The sequence below is a fragment of the Massilia varians genome, from assembly GCF_027923905.1.
Classification (GTDB): domain Bacteria; phylum Pseudomonadota; class Gammaproteobacteria; order Burkholderiales; family Burkholderiaceae_D; genus Telluria; species Telluria varians_B.
Genome location: NZ_AP026966.1, coordinates 1595766 through 1613151 on the forward strand (window position 1 = coordinate 1595766; position 17386 = coordinate 1613151).

12 protein-coding genes and 1 pseudogene are annotated in these 17386 nt (G+C 65.2%); 8 read left to right on the forward strand and 5 right to left on the reverse strand.

Features of this window, described 5'->3' with window-relative positions:
* Positions 1-16 precede the first annotated feature (16 nt).
* Positions 17-2287, reverse strand: a pseudogene (locus tag MasN3_RS07320) (TonB-dependent receptor).
* A 92-nt stretch (positions 2288-2379) separates the two neighbouring features.
* Positions 2380-2766: a DUF2946 domain-containing protein gene (locus tag MasN3_RS07325; RefSeq protein WP_281913280.1), complete on the reverse strand. Its 387-nt coding sequence runs from the start codon at positions 2764-2766 to the stop codon at positions 2380-2382.
* Positions 2767-2855: 89 nt separating this feature from the next.
* Between MasN3_RS07325 and waaF the strand changes: the two genes are divergently transcribed.
* From waaF to MasN3_RS07340, 3 genes are all read left to right on the forward strand, one after another.
* On the forward strand, positions 2856-3875 hold the full coding sequence (gene waaF, locus MasN3_RS07330) for a lipopolysaccharide heptosyltransferase II (RefSeq protein WP_281913281.1): 1020 nt from the start codon (positions 2856-2858) through the stop codon (positions 3873-3875).
* 24 nt (positions 3876-3899) lie between these two features.
* Complete coding sequence (rfaD, locus tag MasN3_RS07335) at positions 3900-4901, forward strand: ADP-glyceromanno-heptose 6-epimerase (RefSeq protein ID WP_281913282.1); 1002 nt, start codon at positions 3900-3902, stop codon at positions 4899-4901.
* 143 nt (positions 4902-5044) lie between these two features.
* A complete protein-coding gene (locus MasN3_RS07340) occupies positions 5045-6202 on the forward strand; it encodes a sensor histidine kinase (protein ID WP_281913283.1) in 1158 nt (385 codons plus the stop codon).
* Positions 6203-6204: 2 nt separating this feature from the next.
* On the opposite strand, the gene MasN3_RS07345 is transcribed toward MasN3_RS07340, so the two are convergent.
* Complete coding sequence (locus tag MasN3_RS07345) at positions 6205-6618, reverse strand: putative quinol monooxygenase (protein WP_281913284.1); 414 nt, start codon at positions 6616-6618, stop codon at positions 6205-6207.
* 60 nt (positions 6619-6678) lie between these two features.
* The gene (locus MasN3_RS07350) at positions 6679-9258 is read right to left on the reverse strand and encodes a hybrid sensor histidine kinase/response regulator (protein ID WP_281913285.1); all 2580 of its coding nucleotides are present in this window, start codon (positions 9256-9258) and stop codon (positions 6679-6681) included.
* 327 nt (positions 9259-9585) lie between these two features.
* Between MasN3_RS07350 and MasN3_RS07355 the strand changes: the two genes are divergently transcribed.
* The 4 genes from MasN3_RS07355 (at position 9586) to ltrA (ending at position 14841) form a co-directional block, all read left to right on the forward strand.
* Complete coding sequence (locus MasN3_RS07355; protein WP_370662345.1) at positions 9586-10785, forward strand: ISL3 family transposase; 1200 nt, start codon at positions 9586-9588, stop codon at positions 10783-10785.
* A 112-nt stretch (positions 10786-10897) separates the two neighbouring features.
* The gene (locus MasN3_RS07360) at positions 10898-11377 is read left to right on the forward strand and encodes a chemotaxis protein CheW (protein WP_281913287.1); all 480 of its coding nucleotides are present in this window, start codon (positions 10898-10900) and stop codon (positions 11375-11377) included.
* 47 nt (positions 11378-11424) lie between these two features.
* Positions 11425-13035, forward strand: a complete 1611-nt coding sequence (locus MasN3_RS07365) for a methyl-accepting chemotaxis protein (protein WP_281913288.1) — start codon at positions 11425-11427, stop codon at positions 13033-13035.
* A 444-nt stretch (positions 13036-13479) separates the two neighbouring features.
* Positions 13480-14841: a group II intron reverse transcriptase/maturase gene (ltrA, locus tag MasN3_RS07370; protein WP_370662351.1), complete on the forward strand. Its 1362-nt coding sequence runs from the start codon at positions 13480-13482 to the stop codon at positions 14839-14841.
* Between the two features lie 101 nt (positions 14842-14942).
* Here ltrA and MasN3_RS07375 read toward each other — a convergent pair whose 3' ends face one another.
* Positions 14943-15965, reverse strand: a complete 1023-nt coding sequence (locus MasN3_RS07375) for a porin (protein WP_281913289.1) — start codon at positions 15963-15965, stop codon at positions 14943-14945.
* Between the two features lie 338 nt (positions 15966-16303).
* On the opposite strand from MasN3_RS07375, the gene MasN3_RS07380 reads away from it, so the two are divergent.
* Complete coding sequence (locus MasN3_RS07380) at positions 16304-17380, forward strand: aldose epimerase family protein (protein WP_281913290.1); 1077 nt, start codon at positions 16304-16306, stop codon at positions 17378-17380.
* The last annotated feature ends 6 nt before the right edge of the window (positions 17381-17386 follow it).

The following is a 17386-nucleotide window of genomic DNA, read 5'->3' on the forward strand; positions in this document are numbered from 1 at the left end:
TCAGGTCAAACGTCCATCACAAATCGTACCGCCCCTCCACCACCCAAGTCCGCTGCGAATACGGATGAAAATTCCAGTACCGGTAGTTATTCAGATTATCCACCCCAAGCGCCACCGTCCAGTGCGTCACCGACTTCCAGGTCACCCGCCCATCCACCGTGAAATACCTGCTCGCCCCCTGATACGCAAACCCGTTCGGATCCGAATTGTCCAGCGTCGAAAACTGCCGCCCCGAATAGCGCGCCGCCAGCGAATACGCCAAGCGCTCACCAACACGGTAAGTCGCCACCCCGGTCGCGCGCCAGCGCGGAATCCGTGGCTGCCACTTGCCCACGCTGGCTGGGAACTTGTCGTTGCGTGTGATCCTTGAGTCCGTCCAGGTCACGCTCGACTGCAGGTCGAGCCCATCCACCCCCACGTCGTCCGCATCGTAGGCCAGCTCCAGCCCCTTGGTCTCGATCCGTCCCACGTTCTGCACATTGCTGACATTCGGCGTCACCAGCACATTGGTTTGCGAATACAGCGCATCCGAGGTCCGCTCCGCGAACCCGGTCAGGCGCAGCAGCCCCTTCTCGAGCTGGCGCTCCGCACTTAATTCTCCCGTCCATGAGCGCTCCGGCCGCAGGTCCGGATCGTTGTTGATCAAGGTCCCGCTGCCGCTGATGCCGCCCTGGTAAAGCTCCGACACCGTCGGCATCCGCACCGCGCGCCCGGCCGATGCCTTCAGCACCCAGGAAGGCGCCACCTGCCAGGCCAGCGCCGCCTTCGGCGACACGTAGGTGCCCGCGCGTTCGCCGTGCGCGACCGTGGTAGCCGCATTCGACGTCCGTCCATCCTGCGCCCGCCAGCGTTCCAGCCGCACACCCAGCACCGTCTTCCAGTCGGGTGCAAACTTCTAGGTATCCTGTCCCCACAAGGCCTGCGTCGTGGTCCGTCCCGAGAACGCCTGCCTACGCGCGCGCGCCGCGCCACCCATCCAGTCATCCGTCGCGTGCTCGATGCTGGCCAGCGTGTAGGCTTCGCGCTGGTAGCCAATTTCCACGATATGCGCGCCGGCCAATCCGTATGGCCGCCAGATGCCCTTGGCCGCAAGGGTATTCCAGCCGGTCCCCGACATGTCCACGATCCGGCCCGCGCCGCCGTTCAGCGCGGCCGGCAAGGCGGTGGTCGGCGCGCGCAACGTGTCCCGGTCATAGTCGTACAGGCTCGCCGCCAGCTCCCAGTCGAACACGCCTTTGCTGTGACTCTTCACCGACAGCCCATGCATCAGGTGGCGCAGCTCCTCGTTCGAGGCATTGAAATCGGCGGCGCCGAGGGTATAGCCGCGCCCATCGATATCGATCGGGCCGCTGTACACGGGCGCTCCCAGACCGTCGCGCAGGTAGGACGCCGGCCGGCCTTCCGAATCGTTCTGCCACACCCCCAGCGTATAGCTGGCCCGTACGGTCGGTGTGACGTCATAGGCGAGCTTCACCTTCAGGTGGTCCTGCACCGTGTCGTACTGGGTGCCGGCGCCCAGCAGGTACCAGGCGCGATTGGTGCGGTCCTGGCCGAGGACAGCCCCGCTGACGGGCGTGCCGCCCGGCGCCGCGCCGGCGCTCAGGTAGCGCGTCGGGAAGGTCAGCGGTTGCCCTTCGTTGCTGCTCCGGTTCACGTCGACGAACCAGGACCAGCGCCCATCCCGGTTGCCCAGCGAGGCGCTGGCCTGGCGTCCGTTGTAGCGCGCGTGCGTGCCGTACAGGCTGAAGGGCTGGTGGGTGAAGCCGAATTTCGCATGCGCTTCGAATTTCGTCGGCATGCGCGTCACGTAGTCGACCACGGCGCCCACCGAATTGCCGCCGTAGGCGGCCGAGAAGGGGCCGTACAGCACGTCGACGCGCTCGATTTCCTCGGGCGTGACCATGCCCCAGCGCGGCGCGAAGTTGGCGCCGTTGCCGAGGTAGTTCGACAGCAGGATGCCGTCCGCGTACACCATCGAGCGCGCGCTGTTGCCGGTGCCGGAGGCGCGTGTCGACAGCACGGCGTGGTTGTAGTCGCCGATGTAGCGCTTGCGCACCAGCAGGCTGGGGAGGTATTTCAGGGCGTCTTCCGCATCAAGGGCGTTGATCGTGCGCTCGATCTCGGCGCGGGTGATGCCTTCGATGGTGGTCGGGATCTGCGTCGGCAGCGAGGTCGGGCGCGCGCCCGTGATGGTGACGGTGCCCAGTTGCTTGACGGGTCCATCCTGGTCCTGCGCGAGCGCGGCGTGCGAGACGGCCGCCAGCAGGGTGAGTGCGAGCTTCTTCATGGCGTTTCCTTGGCGTGTGGGGGCGCCGATGCGGCGTATCACACGCGATAGCGAGTCTTCCGGTCGTCAAGACCGGTACGAGGAGAGAGCGATCAGGAGAAGCTGGCGGGCGGCGCGCGCGACTGCGCCGGCGTCCATGCGAACTGCGGGGAAGGAGACTGGTAGAACAGGCGCGGATAGGTGTCGCGCGTGAGGACGGCAAGCGGCGGCAGGTCGGGCGGCGCAGGCAGCGCCACCGGCGCATGGTGCGAGCAGCACAGGTCGCAGTGCGTCATGTCCGGCTTGGCGCCGGGCGACGTGTCCGGGCTGTCGGCTATCGGCATCATGACCATGCCGGCCGCGGTACAGATTTCGCTGACATGGGCAGGATACTGCGGCGTCACGAACGCATGCGACAAAGCCGGCGCGAACAGGCTGAACACGAAGGCCGCGAGGGCGATCCATGCGCGCAGGAGCTGGCTTGTCGATGAGCGGGGCATGCGCGGATTATAACCAGCGTCCGTGGGCTGCGCGCGCCGGCGATTGTTATAATCGCGGATCACCATTGCAGGATTACGAACAAGGCCCCATGTCGCGCACGCTTGTCATCTCTCCCAACTGGATCGGCGACGCCGTCATGGCGCAGCCGCTGCTGCGCCGCCTGCGCGAAAAGCATCCCGAGCGGCCGATCGACGTGCTGGCGCCGACCTGGGTCGCGCCGGTCTGGCGCGCGATGCGCGAGGTCGACGAGGTCATCGAATCGCCCTTCAAGCACGGCTCGCTGCAGTGGAAGGAACGCAAGGCCTTTGCCAGGATGCTCAAGACGCGCGGCTATGCCGACTCCTACGTGCTGCCCAACACGCTCAAGTTCGCCTTGATCCCGTGGCTGGCGGGGATCCGGAAGCGGGTCGGCTACAAGGGCGAGATGCGCTACGGCCTGGTCAACGTCATGCACCACGACGACAAGGCCGCGCCGCGCCCGATGGCGCAGTTCTACCAGGCGCTGGCCGACGAGCCGGTGCGCCACCTGCCGCGCCCAAGCACGTTGCCGGAGCCGGAAATGACGGTCGGCGCAGGCCAGGCCGATGTCGCCATCGCGCGTCTCGGCCTGCCGCCCGGCACTTACGTGGCCTTCGCACCCGGGGCCGAGTTCGGCCCGGCCAAGCGCTGGCCGGCGCCGTACTTCGCCGAGCTGGCCCAGACTATCCGCGCGAACGTGCCGGACGCCCAGATCCTGTTGCTCGGCTCGCCCAAGGACCGCGCCGTCTGCGACGAGATCACCGCCATCGTGCCGCAGGCGCACAACCTGGCCGGCTCCACCGCGCTGAGCGAGGCGATCGCGCTGATCTCGGTGGCCGCCGCGGTGGTGACCAACGACTCCGGCCTGATGCACATCGGCGCCGCGCTGGGCCGTCCAGTGGTGGCGATCTACGGCCCGACCGATCCGCGCCACACGCCGCCGCTGTCGCAATTGGCGAAGATCCTGTGGCTGCACATCGAATGCTCGCCCTGCCAGCAGCGCGAGTGCCCGCTGGGGCACCAGAACTGCATGAAGCAGATCCTGCCGCAGGACGTGTGGCAACCGCTGCAGCCCATGCTCGCAGCCTGAACGATGATTGAAACGAGGTAGAAAATGATACTGGTTACTGGCGCAGCAGGCTTCATCGGAGCCAACCTGGTCCACGCACTCTCGCAGCGCAAGCCCTTCAGCGTGTTCGCGGTCGATAACATGGCGCGTCCGGAAAAATTCCTGAACATCGTCGACGCCGAAGTGGCCGACTATGCCGACAAGGAAGACTTCCTGGTGCGCCTGAAGGCCGGCGAATTCAACGGCAAGTTCTCCGCCGTGCTGCACCAGGGCGCCTGCTCCAACACCATGGAGAGCGATGGCCGCTACATGATGAAGAATAACTACGAGTACACCATCGCGCTGTTCGAGTTCTGCCAGCGCGAACGTATTCCCTTCATCTACGCCTCGTCGGCCGCGGTGTACGGCAGCGGCAGCGTGTTCCGGGAAGAGCGCCAGCACGAGCGTCCATTGAACGTCTACGGCTATTCGAAATTCCTGTTCGACCAGTACATGCGCCGCTACTGGCAGCAGCACGGCATGAGCAAGGGCAGCCAGGTGGTCGGCCTGCGCTACTTCAACGTGTACGGCCCGCTGGAAGGGCACAAGGGCACGATGGCCTCGGTCCCGTTCCACCAATTCCACCAGTTCCGGAACGAGGGCAAGGTCAAGCTGTTCGGCGCCAACGATGGCTATGAGGCCGGCACCCAGAAGCGCGACTTCATCTACGTGGAAGACGTGGTGAAGGTGAACCTGTTCTTCCTGGATCACCCCGACAAGCGCGGCATTTTCAACCTCGGCACCGGCCGCGCCCAGCCCTTCAACGACCTGGCGGTGGCCACGGTCAATGCGCTCGCCAACGAGGGTAATGCGCCGCTCACGCTGGCGCAGATCGTGGACCAGGGCCTGCTCGAGTACATTCCCTTCCCCGACAAACTGAAAGGCAAGTATCAGAGCTTCACCCAGGCCGATATCGGCGCGCTGCGCGCCGCCGGCTACCATGAGCCCTTCACCGATGTGGCCACGGGCGTCGCCAAGTACATGGAATACCTGAAATCGGGCCGCTGAAGCATTCAGAAGCTTTGCTTATAAAGCATCATCATCTATAAGATGAGCTGATGAATCCGCCGGGCGGCATTCACGCGCCGCCCGTAAAGACCGTCGTGTAGACTGAGATCACGTTCCACTCTGACAACGCGACCGTTTTCCCGATGAGCGCCAAGCTGACCGGACATCTGTCCCCGGACGATCCCGATTTGTCGCCCGTGACGCGGGCGATGCTGGCGCTGCGCGGCCCCATCATCGATGCCTGGTTGGTGGAAGTGCACGCCGCGGTGCCGCAGGCGCGGGAACTGGCGCCTCCGATCGCCGAGAACACGCTGCCGGCCTATTTCGACACCCTGGCGGCGCTGCTCACCCCGAAGCGTTCGGCGCGCCTGCTTACCGACCTCGGCGCGCTGGCCAGCGAGCATGGCGGGGAGCGGGCGCGCATGACGAGCTACGACGCCACCGCCGTCATCCACGAGATGCAGATCTTCCGCAACGTCCTGTTCCGCGAGCTGGAGCGCCACGGCGTGCTGCTGGACGACGGACAGCGCGCCACGCTGTTCGCCCACATCGACGCCACCATCCGCGAGAGCGCGAACGCCTTCACGGTGGTGCAGGCGGCCCTGCGCGAGCAGTTCGTCGCCGCGATGGCGCACGACCTGCGCACGCCCCTGTCCACGGCCCAGATGGCGGCCGAGATGATCAACCATACCTCGCAGGATCCGAACGCGCGCCGCTTCGCCGACAAGATCGTGGCCAGCACCCAGCGCATCGACGGCATGACGCGCGAGCTGCTCGACCGCATCGCCTTCTGCAAGACCGGCAAGGTGAGGCTGCAGATCGACCGGGTCGACCTGGCGGGGCTGGTGCGCGAGGTGGCGCAGTCGGCCGAGGCCTTCCATCCGATCGCGCTGGCGATCGATGCCGAGCCGCTCGAAGGCTGGTGGTGTGCGGATGCGATCCGGCGCGCGGTCGAGAACCTGGTCAACAACGCGATCAAGTACGGCGACCGGATTGCGCCGATCCGGGTGACGGTCGCGAGCACGGCGACACGGGTGCAGTTGATGGTGCATAACCAGGGGCCGCCGATCGCGCTGGAAGACAGCGAGAGCATCTTCCAGCTCTACCGCCGCGCCGGCAGGCAGGGCCTGGCGGAGGGAAATGACGAAGGCTGGGGCGTGGGCCTGCCCTACGTGCGGCGGGTGGCCGAAGCCCATGGCGGCAGCGTGATGATGTCCAGTTCCCTCGAAGAGGGCACCGCCTTCGTGATCGACATCCCGCTTGACGCGCGGCCCTTCGCGGGCGCGCCCACCGCCGCCTGACGCTACACCGTTTTTTTGGACATCGTGGCGTGGCCGCCGACCGGCTCGGTCTCGAAGCGCTCGCCGAAGCCGGCGATCAGCGGACGCCCCTTGGCGATCGCCGCCTGCACCGCGGGCAGCGACAGCGAGGCCTTGTGGCTGTCCTGGTCGACCCAGGTCTCGGTGATCCACAGCGCGTCGGCATCCAGTTTGTCCTTGGCGATGCCGTAGCTGAGGCAGCCGGGCATGGCGCCCGTGCCTTCCAGCAGGATGGCGATGAGGGCGTCGCGCTGGCCCGGCTGGGCGCGCATTTTTCCGATCAATCCGTACATGGGGGCGGCTTCCTTCTTGTCAGGCCGGTTCCGGGCCTTGGTGGCGAGGGGCAGGGCGGCCAGGGCGACCAGTGCGGTAGCGGCGGTGCGGCGGGTGATGGTCATGGCGTGTCCCTGTTCGGTGAACGGCAAGTATAGGCGCGCGCGGGAGGGCGCCGCAAGGATTCAGGACGACTCGGCCGCCGCGCCCGCGAGGATCTTCTCCAGCGCCGCCATGTCCACCGGCTTGACCAGGTGGTGCTGGAAGCCGGCTTGCGCGCTGTTGCGCCGGTCCTGGTCCTGGCCGTAGCCGGTCACCGCCACCAGGGTGGCGTGGGCGGTGGCCGGGTGGCGGCGCAGGCGGCGCGCCAGCTCGTAGCCGTCCATCTCGGGCAGCCCGATGTCGAGCAGGCAGAGCTCGGGCGCGAAGCTGGCGGCCTGCGCCAGCGCCTCGAGCGAGTCGTGTTCCACCCGCACCTCGTGGCCCTGCGCGCTCACGTACAGCGACAGCATCTGGGCCGCGTCGACGTTGTCGTCCACCACCAGCACCCTCAGGCGCGCCCCCGGCGCCGCGGCGCTGCCGGCGCTGGTCGTGTCGCCGGCGCGTTCCTGGCAGCGCGGCAGGCGCACCGTGAAGCTGCTTCCCATGCCGTGGCCGCCGCTCGCCACATGGACGCTGCCGCCATGCAGCGCGACCAGGCTGCGCACCAGCGCCAGGCCTATCCCCAAGCCGCCGAGCGACCGGTCGGGCGTGCGCTCGCCCTGCACGAACATGTCGAAGGCGCGTTCCAGTTCAGTGGGCAGCATGCCGATGCCGTTGTCGCGCACCTCCACCAGCACGTTCTCGGCACCCTGAGCGCCGGCGCAGCTGACCGCGACCGCGATGCGGCCGCCGCGCTCGGTGAACTTGGCCGCGTTGTGCAGCAGGTTGCCCACCACCTGCACCAGGCGCTTGCGGTCGCCCAGCACGAAGCAGGGCTGGGGCAGCAGCTGCACCTCCAGGCGGTGCTCCTTGCCGTGCACCAGCGCCTGCACCTGTTCGGCGGCGTCCTGCACGACCGCATTGATGTCGACGCGCTCCTTGCTCAGGACCACCAGGCCGCGCGTGACGCGCGAGACGTCCAGCAGGTCGTCCACCAGGCCGGCCATGTGGCGCGCCTGGCGCGCGATGATGGCGCTGATCTGCTTGACCCGCGCCGGATCGAGGCTGTCCTGGCCGAGCAGCTGGGCGCCCGAGGAGATCGGCGCCAGCGGGTTGCGCAGCTCGTGCGCCAGCATCGCCAGGAATTCGTTCTTGCGCTGGTCGGCCTGGCGCAGGGCTTCCTCCGCGCGCACGCGTTCGGAAATGTCCTGCATGCTGCCGCGCAGCGCCGTCACCCGGCCGTCCGGCCCGTGCACGCTCTCGCAGCGGTAGTCGAGCCAGATGCGGTGGCCGTCGGCGTGGACCGCGTGCAGCTGCAGCTTGCCGCTGCCGCCCTGGCGCACCAGTTCTCCCGTGAGGCGCTGCACCTGCAGCCACGACGCTTCGCTCAGCACGGTGCCGCGCTGCTGCGCGAAAGGCGGCATCGGACGCCCGAAGATGTGGGACACCGAATCGGAGACTTCGATCTCTTCGCTGCCGAGCTGCCACTGCCAGGTGCCGAAGCGCGCCAGCATATGGGTTTCGCGCAGTGCCGATTCCTTGGCCGACAGCTGGCGCGAGCGCTCCGACAGCAGCGCGGCGGCATCGGCCATGGCGGCTGCCACTTCGGACGCCTCGCGCACGTGCACGTCCTCCAGGGGCGGCAGCGTGTGGCCCTTGCCAAGCGCCTGCGCCCGGCCCGTGAGGGCCTGCACCGAGCGCGCCAGGCGGCCGCCGATCAGCCATGCCAGGCACAGGCCGATCGCGAACAGGGCCGCGGCGACGCCCGCCATCAGGGCGAGCTGCCCCAGCAGCTCGGCGCGCAGGGTCTCGCGCGGAACGCCGATGACCACGCCCCAGCCGCTCAGGGAGGAATGGGCGAAAGTGCTCACCAGGGGCACGCCTTCACGCGAGATCGAAGCGATCGTGCCTTCCGGCTGGCGCGCCGCGGCGCTGCGCAACAGGGGATTGACCGGCTGGCCGATCGACGTGTCGCGGTTGAGGTTGCGGTTGAAGATGGTGCCCTTGCGGTCGAACAGCGAGGCGACTGCGCCTTCCGGCACCGAGGCCGGGCCCAGCAGGCTGTCGAATTCTTCCGGGCCCAGGCCGATGCTCAGCACGTAGCGCAGCTGGCCGCGCACGCGCACCGGCACGTCGACGCTGGCCAGCGCGCCCTTGCGCAGTTCGCCCTGGAACACGTCCGACACCGCCGGCCGGCTGCTGGCGAAGACCTGCTCGATGCCAGGGGTGGGATGGCGCGGCAGCGGGGTGCCGTAGTCGACCGCGGTATTGATCAGCTGCTGGCCGCTGCGGTCGCGCAGCACCGCGTTCATGCGTCCGCCGGCCAGCGCCAGCGCTTCGCGCGCCTGGTGATGGGTGCGGGCGAAATCCTCGGCTTCGAGGGCGTCGATGGTGGACAGGGTCTGGGCGATCGAGCGCGCCTCGCGCAGCTTGTTGTCGGTGCTGTGCACCAGCGCGCGCACCGTCTGCAGCGTGTTCTTGTCGATCTGGGCTTGCGCCTTCCGATACTGGTGGACGAACAGGATCGATGCACCGATGAGGCCGGGCAGCAGGGTGGCCAGCACCAGCCAGAGCAGGTAGGCGCGCAGGGGCCTGCGGACGATGGAGGAGGTGGTGCCGGTCACGTTATCTTCTGGACACTTGGTAATCCCTGATTCTACGTGACATTTCGCCAAGGCACCGCGATTTGCGGTCCGATGGCGATCTCGAGCCGAGACGAACGCTCGTGCGATATGTTTTCTGAACAACAAGAGCTCAGCCGTGAACCGGGACAAAAGCGTTGCACTGAAGCCATACCATGCAAGGTTTTGGCAAAAAAATAGGTTCTTCGCGGGGAATGGGGGAAGACGGGGTTGACGATCTAATCGGGAGGTGGTGGCGGTGGCCTGATGTTGGTAGATTGATAGTCGCCAAACAAATCAGTCTATCAAACCACCGCCATGCTCAATGCTATGTCGTCTGTCCCGTTTTGGGAAGGCCATATTGTCGACACCGTCCAAGAACAAGAAGACGGATCACTGTTAATCGTTCTCGATACCTGCCCGGCAAGGGATGCTGTGTGCGGAGCGTGCCACCAGCCTTGCGCCCTGGTGCATGAGCGCCGAAGGCGTAAGGTGCGCGATCGCGACGTTCTGGACAAGCGCGTCTGGCTCGATGTGCCGGTACGGCGGCTGGACTGCCATCACTGCAATGCACGAGTGGCCGAGCACATTGTTTGGCTCGACCGCCGGGCGCGCATCACGCACCGCGTGCGTCTGTGGGTCGAGGCGCTGGCGCAGTTGCTGCCCATAGCCCATATAGCCCGGTTGACCGGGCTGCACTGGCATACCATCAAAGAGATTGATCATCGGCGACTAAAGCAGCTGCACGGCGACTTCTCGGCGGTGGGCGTACGCCGCTTGGTCATGGACGAATTTGCCCTGCACAAGGGCCATCGCTACGCTACCGTGGCCATGGATGCCGAGCGTATGCGCGTCTTGTGGGTTGGGGAAGGCAACAGCCGGGAAGCGATCCGGCCATTCTTTGAGCTGCTGGGCGAGCAAGGCTGCCAGCGAATCGAGGCGGTGGCCATGGATATGAACACGGCCATGGACCTTGAAGTGCGTCAGCAATGTCCAAACGCGGAGGTGGTCTACGATTTGTTTCATGTCGTGGCCCGCTTCGGCCGCGAAGTCGTCGACCGGGTGCGCGTCGATCAAGCCAATACGTTACGGGCCGAACCAAAAGCGCGCCAGGTCATCAAGCGTAGCCGCTGGCTGTTACTACGCAACCGCGACAACCTCAAGGCCGAACAGGCCGTCAAGCTCGAAGAACTGCTCGCCGCCAATCAGCCGCTGGCAACGGTCTACCTGCTCAAGACCGAATTGAAAGAGATCTGGTATGCGCCATCGGTCCGGGAAGGTGCTCGTCGATGGAAGGCTTGGCTCAAACTCGCCTTGGAAAGCCATATCACACCGCTGATCCAGTTTGCCAAACGGCTGGCCAAGTACCGGCGCGGCATTCTGGCTTCGGCCATCTATCCGATGAACTCATCGATCCTGGAAGGCGTCAACAACCGCATCAAAGTCATCAAGCGCATGGCCTACGGATTTCGGGATGCATCCTACTTCTTCCTGAAAATCAAGGATGCGTTTCCCGGCAAAACGCGATGAACCAAAAAATAGGCTGTATTGCTATTTCTCCATCGAATCCGTACCCGATTGGACGTAATGTATCTTGCGCATGGGCAATAAAACTACATGCAAGAAGACAGAAAGTGAAACGATGGATATCCACGAGACCAACCAAGACAAGGAAGTATTGTCCTTTCGCCTGGCGAAGGAAGAGTACGCGATCAGCATCCTGAAAGTGCAGGAGATCCGCGGCTACGAAGCGCCGACCATGCTGCCGGGCGCGCCGGCCTGCATCAAGGGCATCATGAACCTGCGCGGCGCGATCGTCCCGATCGTCGACATGCGCATCCTGTTCAATCTGGGAGAGCCGACCTATGACCAGTTCACCGTCGTCATCGTCCTGAACATCAAGAACCACGTGATCGGTATGGTGGTCGACAGCGTGTCGGACGTGGTCACCCTGACGGAGGAGCAGATGCGCCCGGCGCCCGAGATGGGCGCCAGTGCGGACGGTGACACCATCATCGGCCTGGGCACGGTCGGCGAGCGCATGCTGATCGTGCTGGACATCGACAAGCTGATGAGCTCCGAGCAGCTCGGCCTGATCGCCGACGTGCAGAAAGCCGCATAAACGGATATCACCCGGCGGGCAGGAAGCCCGGCCATAAGGAGAACCACATGAACCTCGCCAACCTGAAAATCGGCACGCGCCTCGGTCTCGGCTTCGGCCTGCTCTGCGTCTTGCTCGTGGGCATGATCGGGATCAGCACGACCATGCTGGGCCGCATCAATGCCGGCACCGATGAAATCGTCAACAACCGCATGCCGAAGCTCGAGACAAGCGGTCACCTGCTCGGCCAGGTCGACGCGATCGCGATCGCACTGCGCAACATGATGCTCAACCAGGAGCGCAGCGACCGCAGCAAGCAGCTCGAGGCGATCGCCGCCGCGCGCAAGGCGATCGACCACGACATGGCGGAACTGGACAAGAGCTTGCACATGCCGCAGGCGCGTGCGCTGCTGGAGCAAATGAAGCAGAAGATGGGCGGCTACATGCAGGGCCAGGAGCAGTTGATCAAGCTCGTCAACGACGGACTGGACGAGGAGGCGCGCCAATACCTGGCCGAGGAGATGCGTCCCAGGCTGGCGGCGCTGAAGAAGGACATCAACGAGCAGTCGGCCTTGCAGAAATCGATCGCCATGGACAAGGCCGCCGAAGCGCAGCGCACCTACGACGACACCGTCCGCATGATGTGGGCGCTGGGTGCGCTGGCCCTGGCGCTGGCGGCAAGCGTGGGATGGTGGATCACCCGCTCGATCACCGGTCCGGTGCAGCGCGCGCTGGAAGTGGCGAACACGGTCGCCGCCGGTGACCTGAGCAGCCGCATCGAGGTGAGGACCCGCGACGAAGCCGGCCTGCTGCTGCAGGCGCTGAAGACCATGAACGAGAATTTGGCGCGCACCGTCGGCACCGTGCGCAGCGGCACCGATGCCATCACCGTGGCCGCCTCGGAAGTGGCGGCCGGCAGCCAGGACCTTTCGAGCCGTACCGAGCAGCAGGCGTCCTCGCTGGAGGAAACCGCGTCCTCGATGGAAGAACTGACCTCGACCGTCAAGCAGAACGCCGACAATGCGCGCCAGGCCAACGTGCTGGCGGAAGCGGCGTCGCAGGTGGCGCAGCGCGGCGGCGCCGTGATCAAGCAGGTGGTGGGCACCATGTCCGATATCGATGCCTCGGCCGGCAAGATCAGCGACATCATCGGCGTCATCGACGGCATCGCCTTCCAGACCAACATCTTGGCGCTGAATGCGGCCGTCGAGGCGGCGCGTGCGGGCGAGCAGGGCCGCGGCTTCGCGGTGGTGGCGACCGAGGTGCGCAACCTGGCGCAGCGCTCGGCGGCGGCGGCCAAGGAAATCAAGGCCTTGATCAACGACTCGACCGGCAAGGTCGCGAACGGCAGCAAGCTGGTGGCCGAAGCCGGCGCCACCATGCAGGAGATCGTCGACAGCGTGCGCCGCGTGACCGACATCATGGGCGAGATCACCTCGGCCAGCCAGGAGCAGACCGCCGGCATCGAGCAGATCAACGGGGCGGTGGTGGAGATGGACCACGTGACGCAGCAGAACGCCGCGCTGGTGGAAGAAGCCGCGGCGGCGGCCGAAGCGATGAAGGAGCAGGCGGCCAAGCTGAACGCGGCGATGGCGGTCTTCCGCCTCGGCGCCGGCGAACAGGCGGCGCCGGAACCCGTGCGTGCGCCGCAGCGTGCGTTGAAGGCGCTGGCGGCGTAAGCAAGCCAGTGGCCCCATAAAAAAAACGGCAAGCCGCGAGGCTTGCCGTTCTTGTTGTGCGCCCAGCATGGGCGCACTCTTGCGGGTGCAAGTCCCGCCGTAAGCTGACCACAGCGAGCGAAGTGAAGCGCAACTGCGTAAGGGCGACCGAGCGTGGGGAGGAAGCGTGGAGCGAAACTGCGAGCCGATGGACAAGAACCGAATAGAAGGCGCTGCCGAGCAGGGCGAGCGGGCAACATTCCGCGAAGCTCTTGTGGTCAAAGCGAGGCGGCGTAAATTCGGCGGTTGTGCAGGGAAGGAGTGCGTTCTTACCTTGGGGAGATCTCGCCTCATGCCTGAAAGGGCGACGTGGCGACACGGAGCGAGAAGTCAGCAGAGGCCATAGTAGCTAAGTTTTTTTTTTAGCGAAGGGCCGAACGAGTAGGAGTGTCGAACAACTTGTCGATGAATCATGTACGGCATCAGATGCCCGCATCAGCGGGGCGGGTCGCGGCAAGGCGGGGTGAAGCCTCGTCCGATGCAACCAGCGATGAAACACGACTCCCGCGACAGGAACTGGAAGACACAGGGCGAGACTTGCTTGTGCAAGCGCTCGCGAGGGAGAACATGCAACGCGCGTGGAAACGCGTGAAGACGAACAAGGGAGCCGCAGGCGTCGATGGTCTGGACATTGCCCAGACCGGACAGCACCTGAAGCACGCTTGGCCTGCCATCAGGAAGCAACTGTTGGAAGGCACGTACCTGCCCATGCCGGTGCGGCGCGTCGGCATTCCAAAGCCGGACGGAAGCGAGCGTGAACTGGGAATACCCACCGTAAGCGACCGTTTGATTCAGCAGGCACTATTGCAGGTGCTGCAACCGCTGATCGATCCCACCTTTAGTGAACACAGCCACGGGTTCCGGCCCGGCCGGCGTGCGCGTGATGCCGTGCTTGCAGCACAGCAATACGTGCAACAAGGCTACCGCACCGTGGTCGACGTCGATCTGTCGAAGTTCTTTGATCGGGTCAACCACGACATCCTGATCGACCGCCTAAGGAAACGCGTGAACGACGCCGGAGTTATCCGGCTGGTACGCGCCTACCTGAACGCGGGGATCATGGATGGCGGCGTGGTGGTCGAGCGGGGAGAAGGGACGCCGCAAGGCGGACCGCTCTCGCCGCTTCTGGCCAACGTGCTTCTCGACGAGGTGGATCGGATGCTGGAACGACAGGGGCATCGCTTTGCCCGCTATGCCGATGACTGCAACGTGTACGTGCGCAGCCAGAAGGCAGGCGAGCGGGTAATGATCTTGCTCAAGCGCCGGTACGACAAGCTGCACCTGAAGATCAACGAATCGAAAAGTGCAGTGAGCCGGGCGTTTGGCCGCAAATTCCTGGGCTATGAGCTGTGGATGGGCCCTGAAGGCGAGGTGAAACGCGCGGTGTCGAAGAAGGCGCTGGAGGCATTCCGGCAGAAGATCAGGCAACTTACTCGTCGATCAGGTGGACGCAGCATTGCCGAGGTAATTGATGGGCTGCGTAGCTACGTATTGGGATGGAAAGCATATTTCGGACTGGCGCAAACCCCGACTGCCCTGCGAGAGCTGGACAAGTGGATGCGCCACCGTCTACGTGCAATTCACCTGAAACAGTGGCGATGTGGGCCTACCATCTATCGAGAGCTGCGAAAGTTGGGGGCAACGCCGAAAGTCGCTGCTCTGGTTGCGGGGAACAACCGCAGCTGGTGGCGCAACAGCAGGCTTGCCCTGAACAACGTCCTGACGATTGGCTACTTCGACCGCCTTGGCATGCCTCGCCTCACTTAACCTCAACTACTCGAACCGCCCGGTGCGGACCCGCATGCCGGGTGGTGTGGGAGGGGTCGGTCAGCATGCTGACTGCCCCTATCCCGATTGTGGACGCCCGTTTAGAACGAGTGACGCACACCCACGTTGAACACCGACGGATCGGCGCCGAGCGCGGTGGCCGGCGGTGCGAAGCTGCCGCCCGGAGAGACCAGGCCGAAGGCTGCGCGGCCGTTGTTGCGCAGGTGGGAGTAGGAGCTGTACAGGTTGGTGCGCTTGGACATGGCGTAGCTGTAGGCAACCGAGATGCCATTGCCCTTGGCGCCGGTTTCCAGCTTCTGCTGGTGGCCGGTCAGGTGGAACTTGTTCGGGCCTGCGGTGTAGGTGGCGCCCAGGGAGATGTACTTGAACTCGTTGTTCGCGCCGGTCGGGTCGGCTTCCATGTAGACCCCGCGCACGTCGATGACGCCGAAGTTGTAGCCGGCGCCGAAGGTGTATTCCTTGTCGTCGCCGGTGGCCAGGCGCTCGGTCTGCTGGTAGCCCGCGCCCAGGTACAGCGGGCCGTTCTTGTACTCGACCGCGGCGCCGACCAGGTTGCCCGACGGGTCATTGGTCTGGCGTTCGCCGGCGCTGTAGGCGGCCAGGAAGGTCAGGCCGCTCAGGTCGTTGCTCTTGTAGTTCACCGAGTTCGACAGGCGGCGGGTCAGGCGGCCGTTGCCGAAGCCGGTCAGGGCCGAGCCGTAATAGGCATGGCCGAGCGGGTCGGCCGACTGGGCCACCGCGGCGATCGGGCCGTATTCGCGGCCGATGGTGACGGTGCCGAAGGAACCCTGCAGGCCGACGACGGCGCGGCGCTGGAACAGGCCGGCGGCATCCTGGGCGCCGGTGTCGATGGCGTAACCTGCTTCGATGTTGAAGAGCGCCTTCAGGCCATTGCCCAGGTCCTCGGTGCCACGGAAGCCGATGCGGCTGGTGCCCTGGGTGCCCGAGCTGATCACGGTGCGGCTGTCTTCACCCGGCGCGTCGGTGTCTTCGATGCCGACCGAGGCGTCGGCGACGCCGTAGATCTGGACGCTCGTTTGCGCCTGGGCGGCTGCCAGCGGCAGGAGGGACAGCATGGCGATGGCCAGACTCTTCTTTTTCATTGATATCTCCAGTGTGGATGGATGAATGGTGTTTCCGAACGCCGTTCTCTTTGTCTTTTGAATATTTGACAGAAACGTACAGTTGCAAAAAGCTTACATTACCAGTGCAGTCGAAATGATGCCACGATTCATTAGCTCTTTGCTTATTCGGTTTTGTAGAAGCATGTGCGCGTGGCCAAAAAGCTGCACGATCCAGCACAAACTAAGTGGTTCTACTTAGCACAGTGTTGTAAATGCGTAACGAAACCACCGATCAGCAAGGGCGAGCTACGTTGCGCGGGCATGTCTGCACACCATGTTAGGATCGGCGCATCGACCCTCCCAAGGACAAGAACAACGTGCGTACCGGTATCACACAAGCCCCCTTCGGCACACTGCCGAACGGCGAAGCCATCACCCAGTTCACGCTCACCAATGCCGGCGGCATGGTGGCCAGGATCATCGACTTCGGCGGCATCATCACCGAGCTGCACGCGCCCGATCGCGACGGGCGGCTGGCCGACGTGGTGCTGGGTTTCGACACGCTCGCACCCTATGTGTCCGACAGCCCGTATTTCGGGGCCCTGATCGGGCGCTACGGCAACCGCATCGCCAAGGGCCGCTTCACGCTCGACGGCCGGGAAGTCGCACTGCCGGTCAACAACGGCAACAACCACCTGCACGGCGGCGTTCCCGGCTTCGACAAGGTGAAGTGGCAGGCCACGGTGGAAGGCGACAGCCTGCGCCTGGCCTACACCAGCCGCGACGGCGAGCAGGGCTATCCGGGCACGCTCCAGGTCACCGTGGTGTATGCGCTGCTCGATACCGGCGAACTGGTGGTGCGCTTCCATGCGGTGACCGATGCGCCCACGCCGGTCAACCTGACCCAGCACAGCTACTTCAACCTGGCCGGCGGCGGCGACATCCTCGGGCACGTCCTCGGCATCGATGCCGATGCGTTTGTCGCCATCGACGAGGAATCGATTCCGACCGGGGCGCTGGCGCCGGTCGAGGGCACGCCTTTCGATTTCCGCACGCCGCGTCCGATCGGTTCGCGCATCATGGATGACGACGTCCAGCTGCGCAACGGCCAGGGCTACGACCACTGCTTCGCGCTCAACAAGCCGCATGGCAAGGGCATGACGCTGGCCGCCCGCGCGCTCGAGCCGCATTCCGGCCGGGTGCTGGAGCTGTTCACCGAAGAACCGGGCGTGCAGTTCTACAGCGGGAACTTCCTGGACGGCTCGCTCACCGGCAAGGGGCAGACCTATGCCTACCGCAGCGGCTTCTGCCTGGAGCCGCAGCACTTCCCGGATTCGCCCAACCAGCCGCATTTCCCGAACGTGATCCTGCGTCCGGGCGAGGTGTACCAGACCGAGTCGCGCTTCCGCTTCTCTGTCGATTCCGCTGTCGATGCGAGCGCCCGCCAGGCTTGATCGACC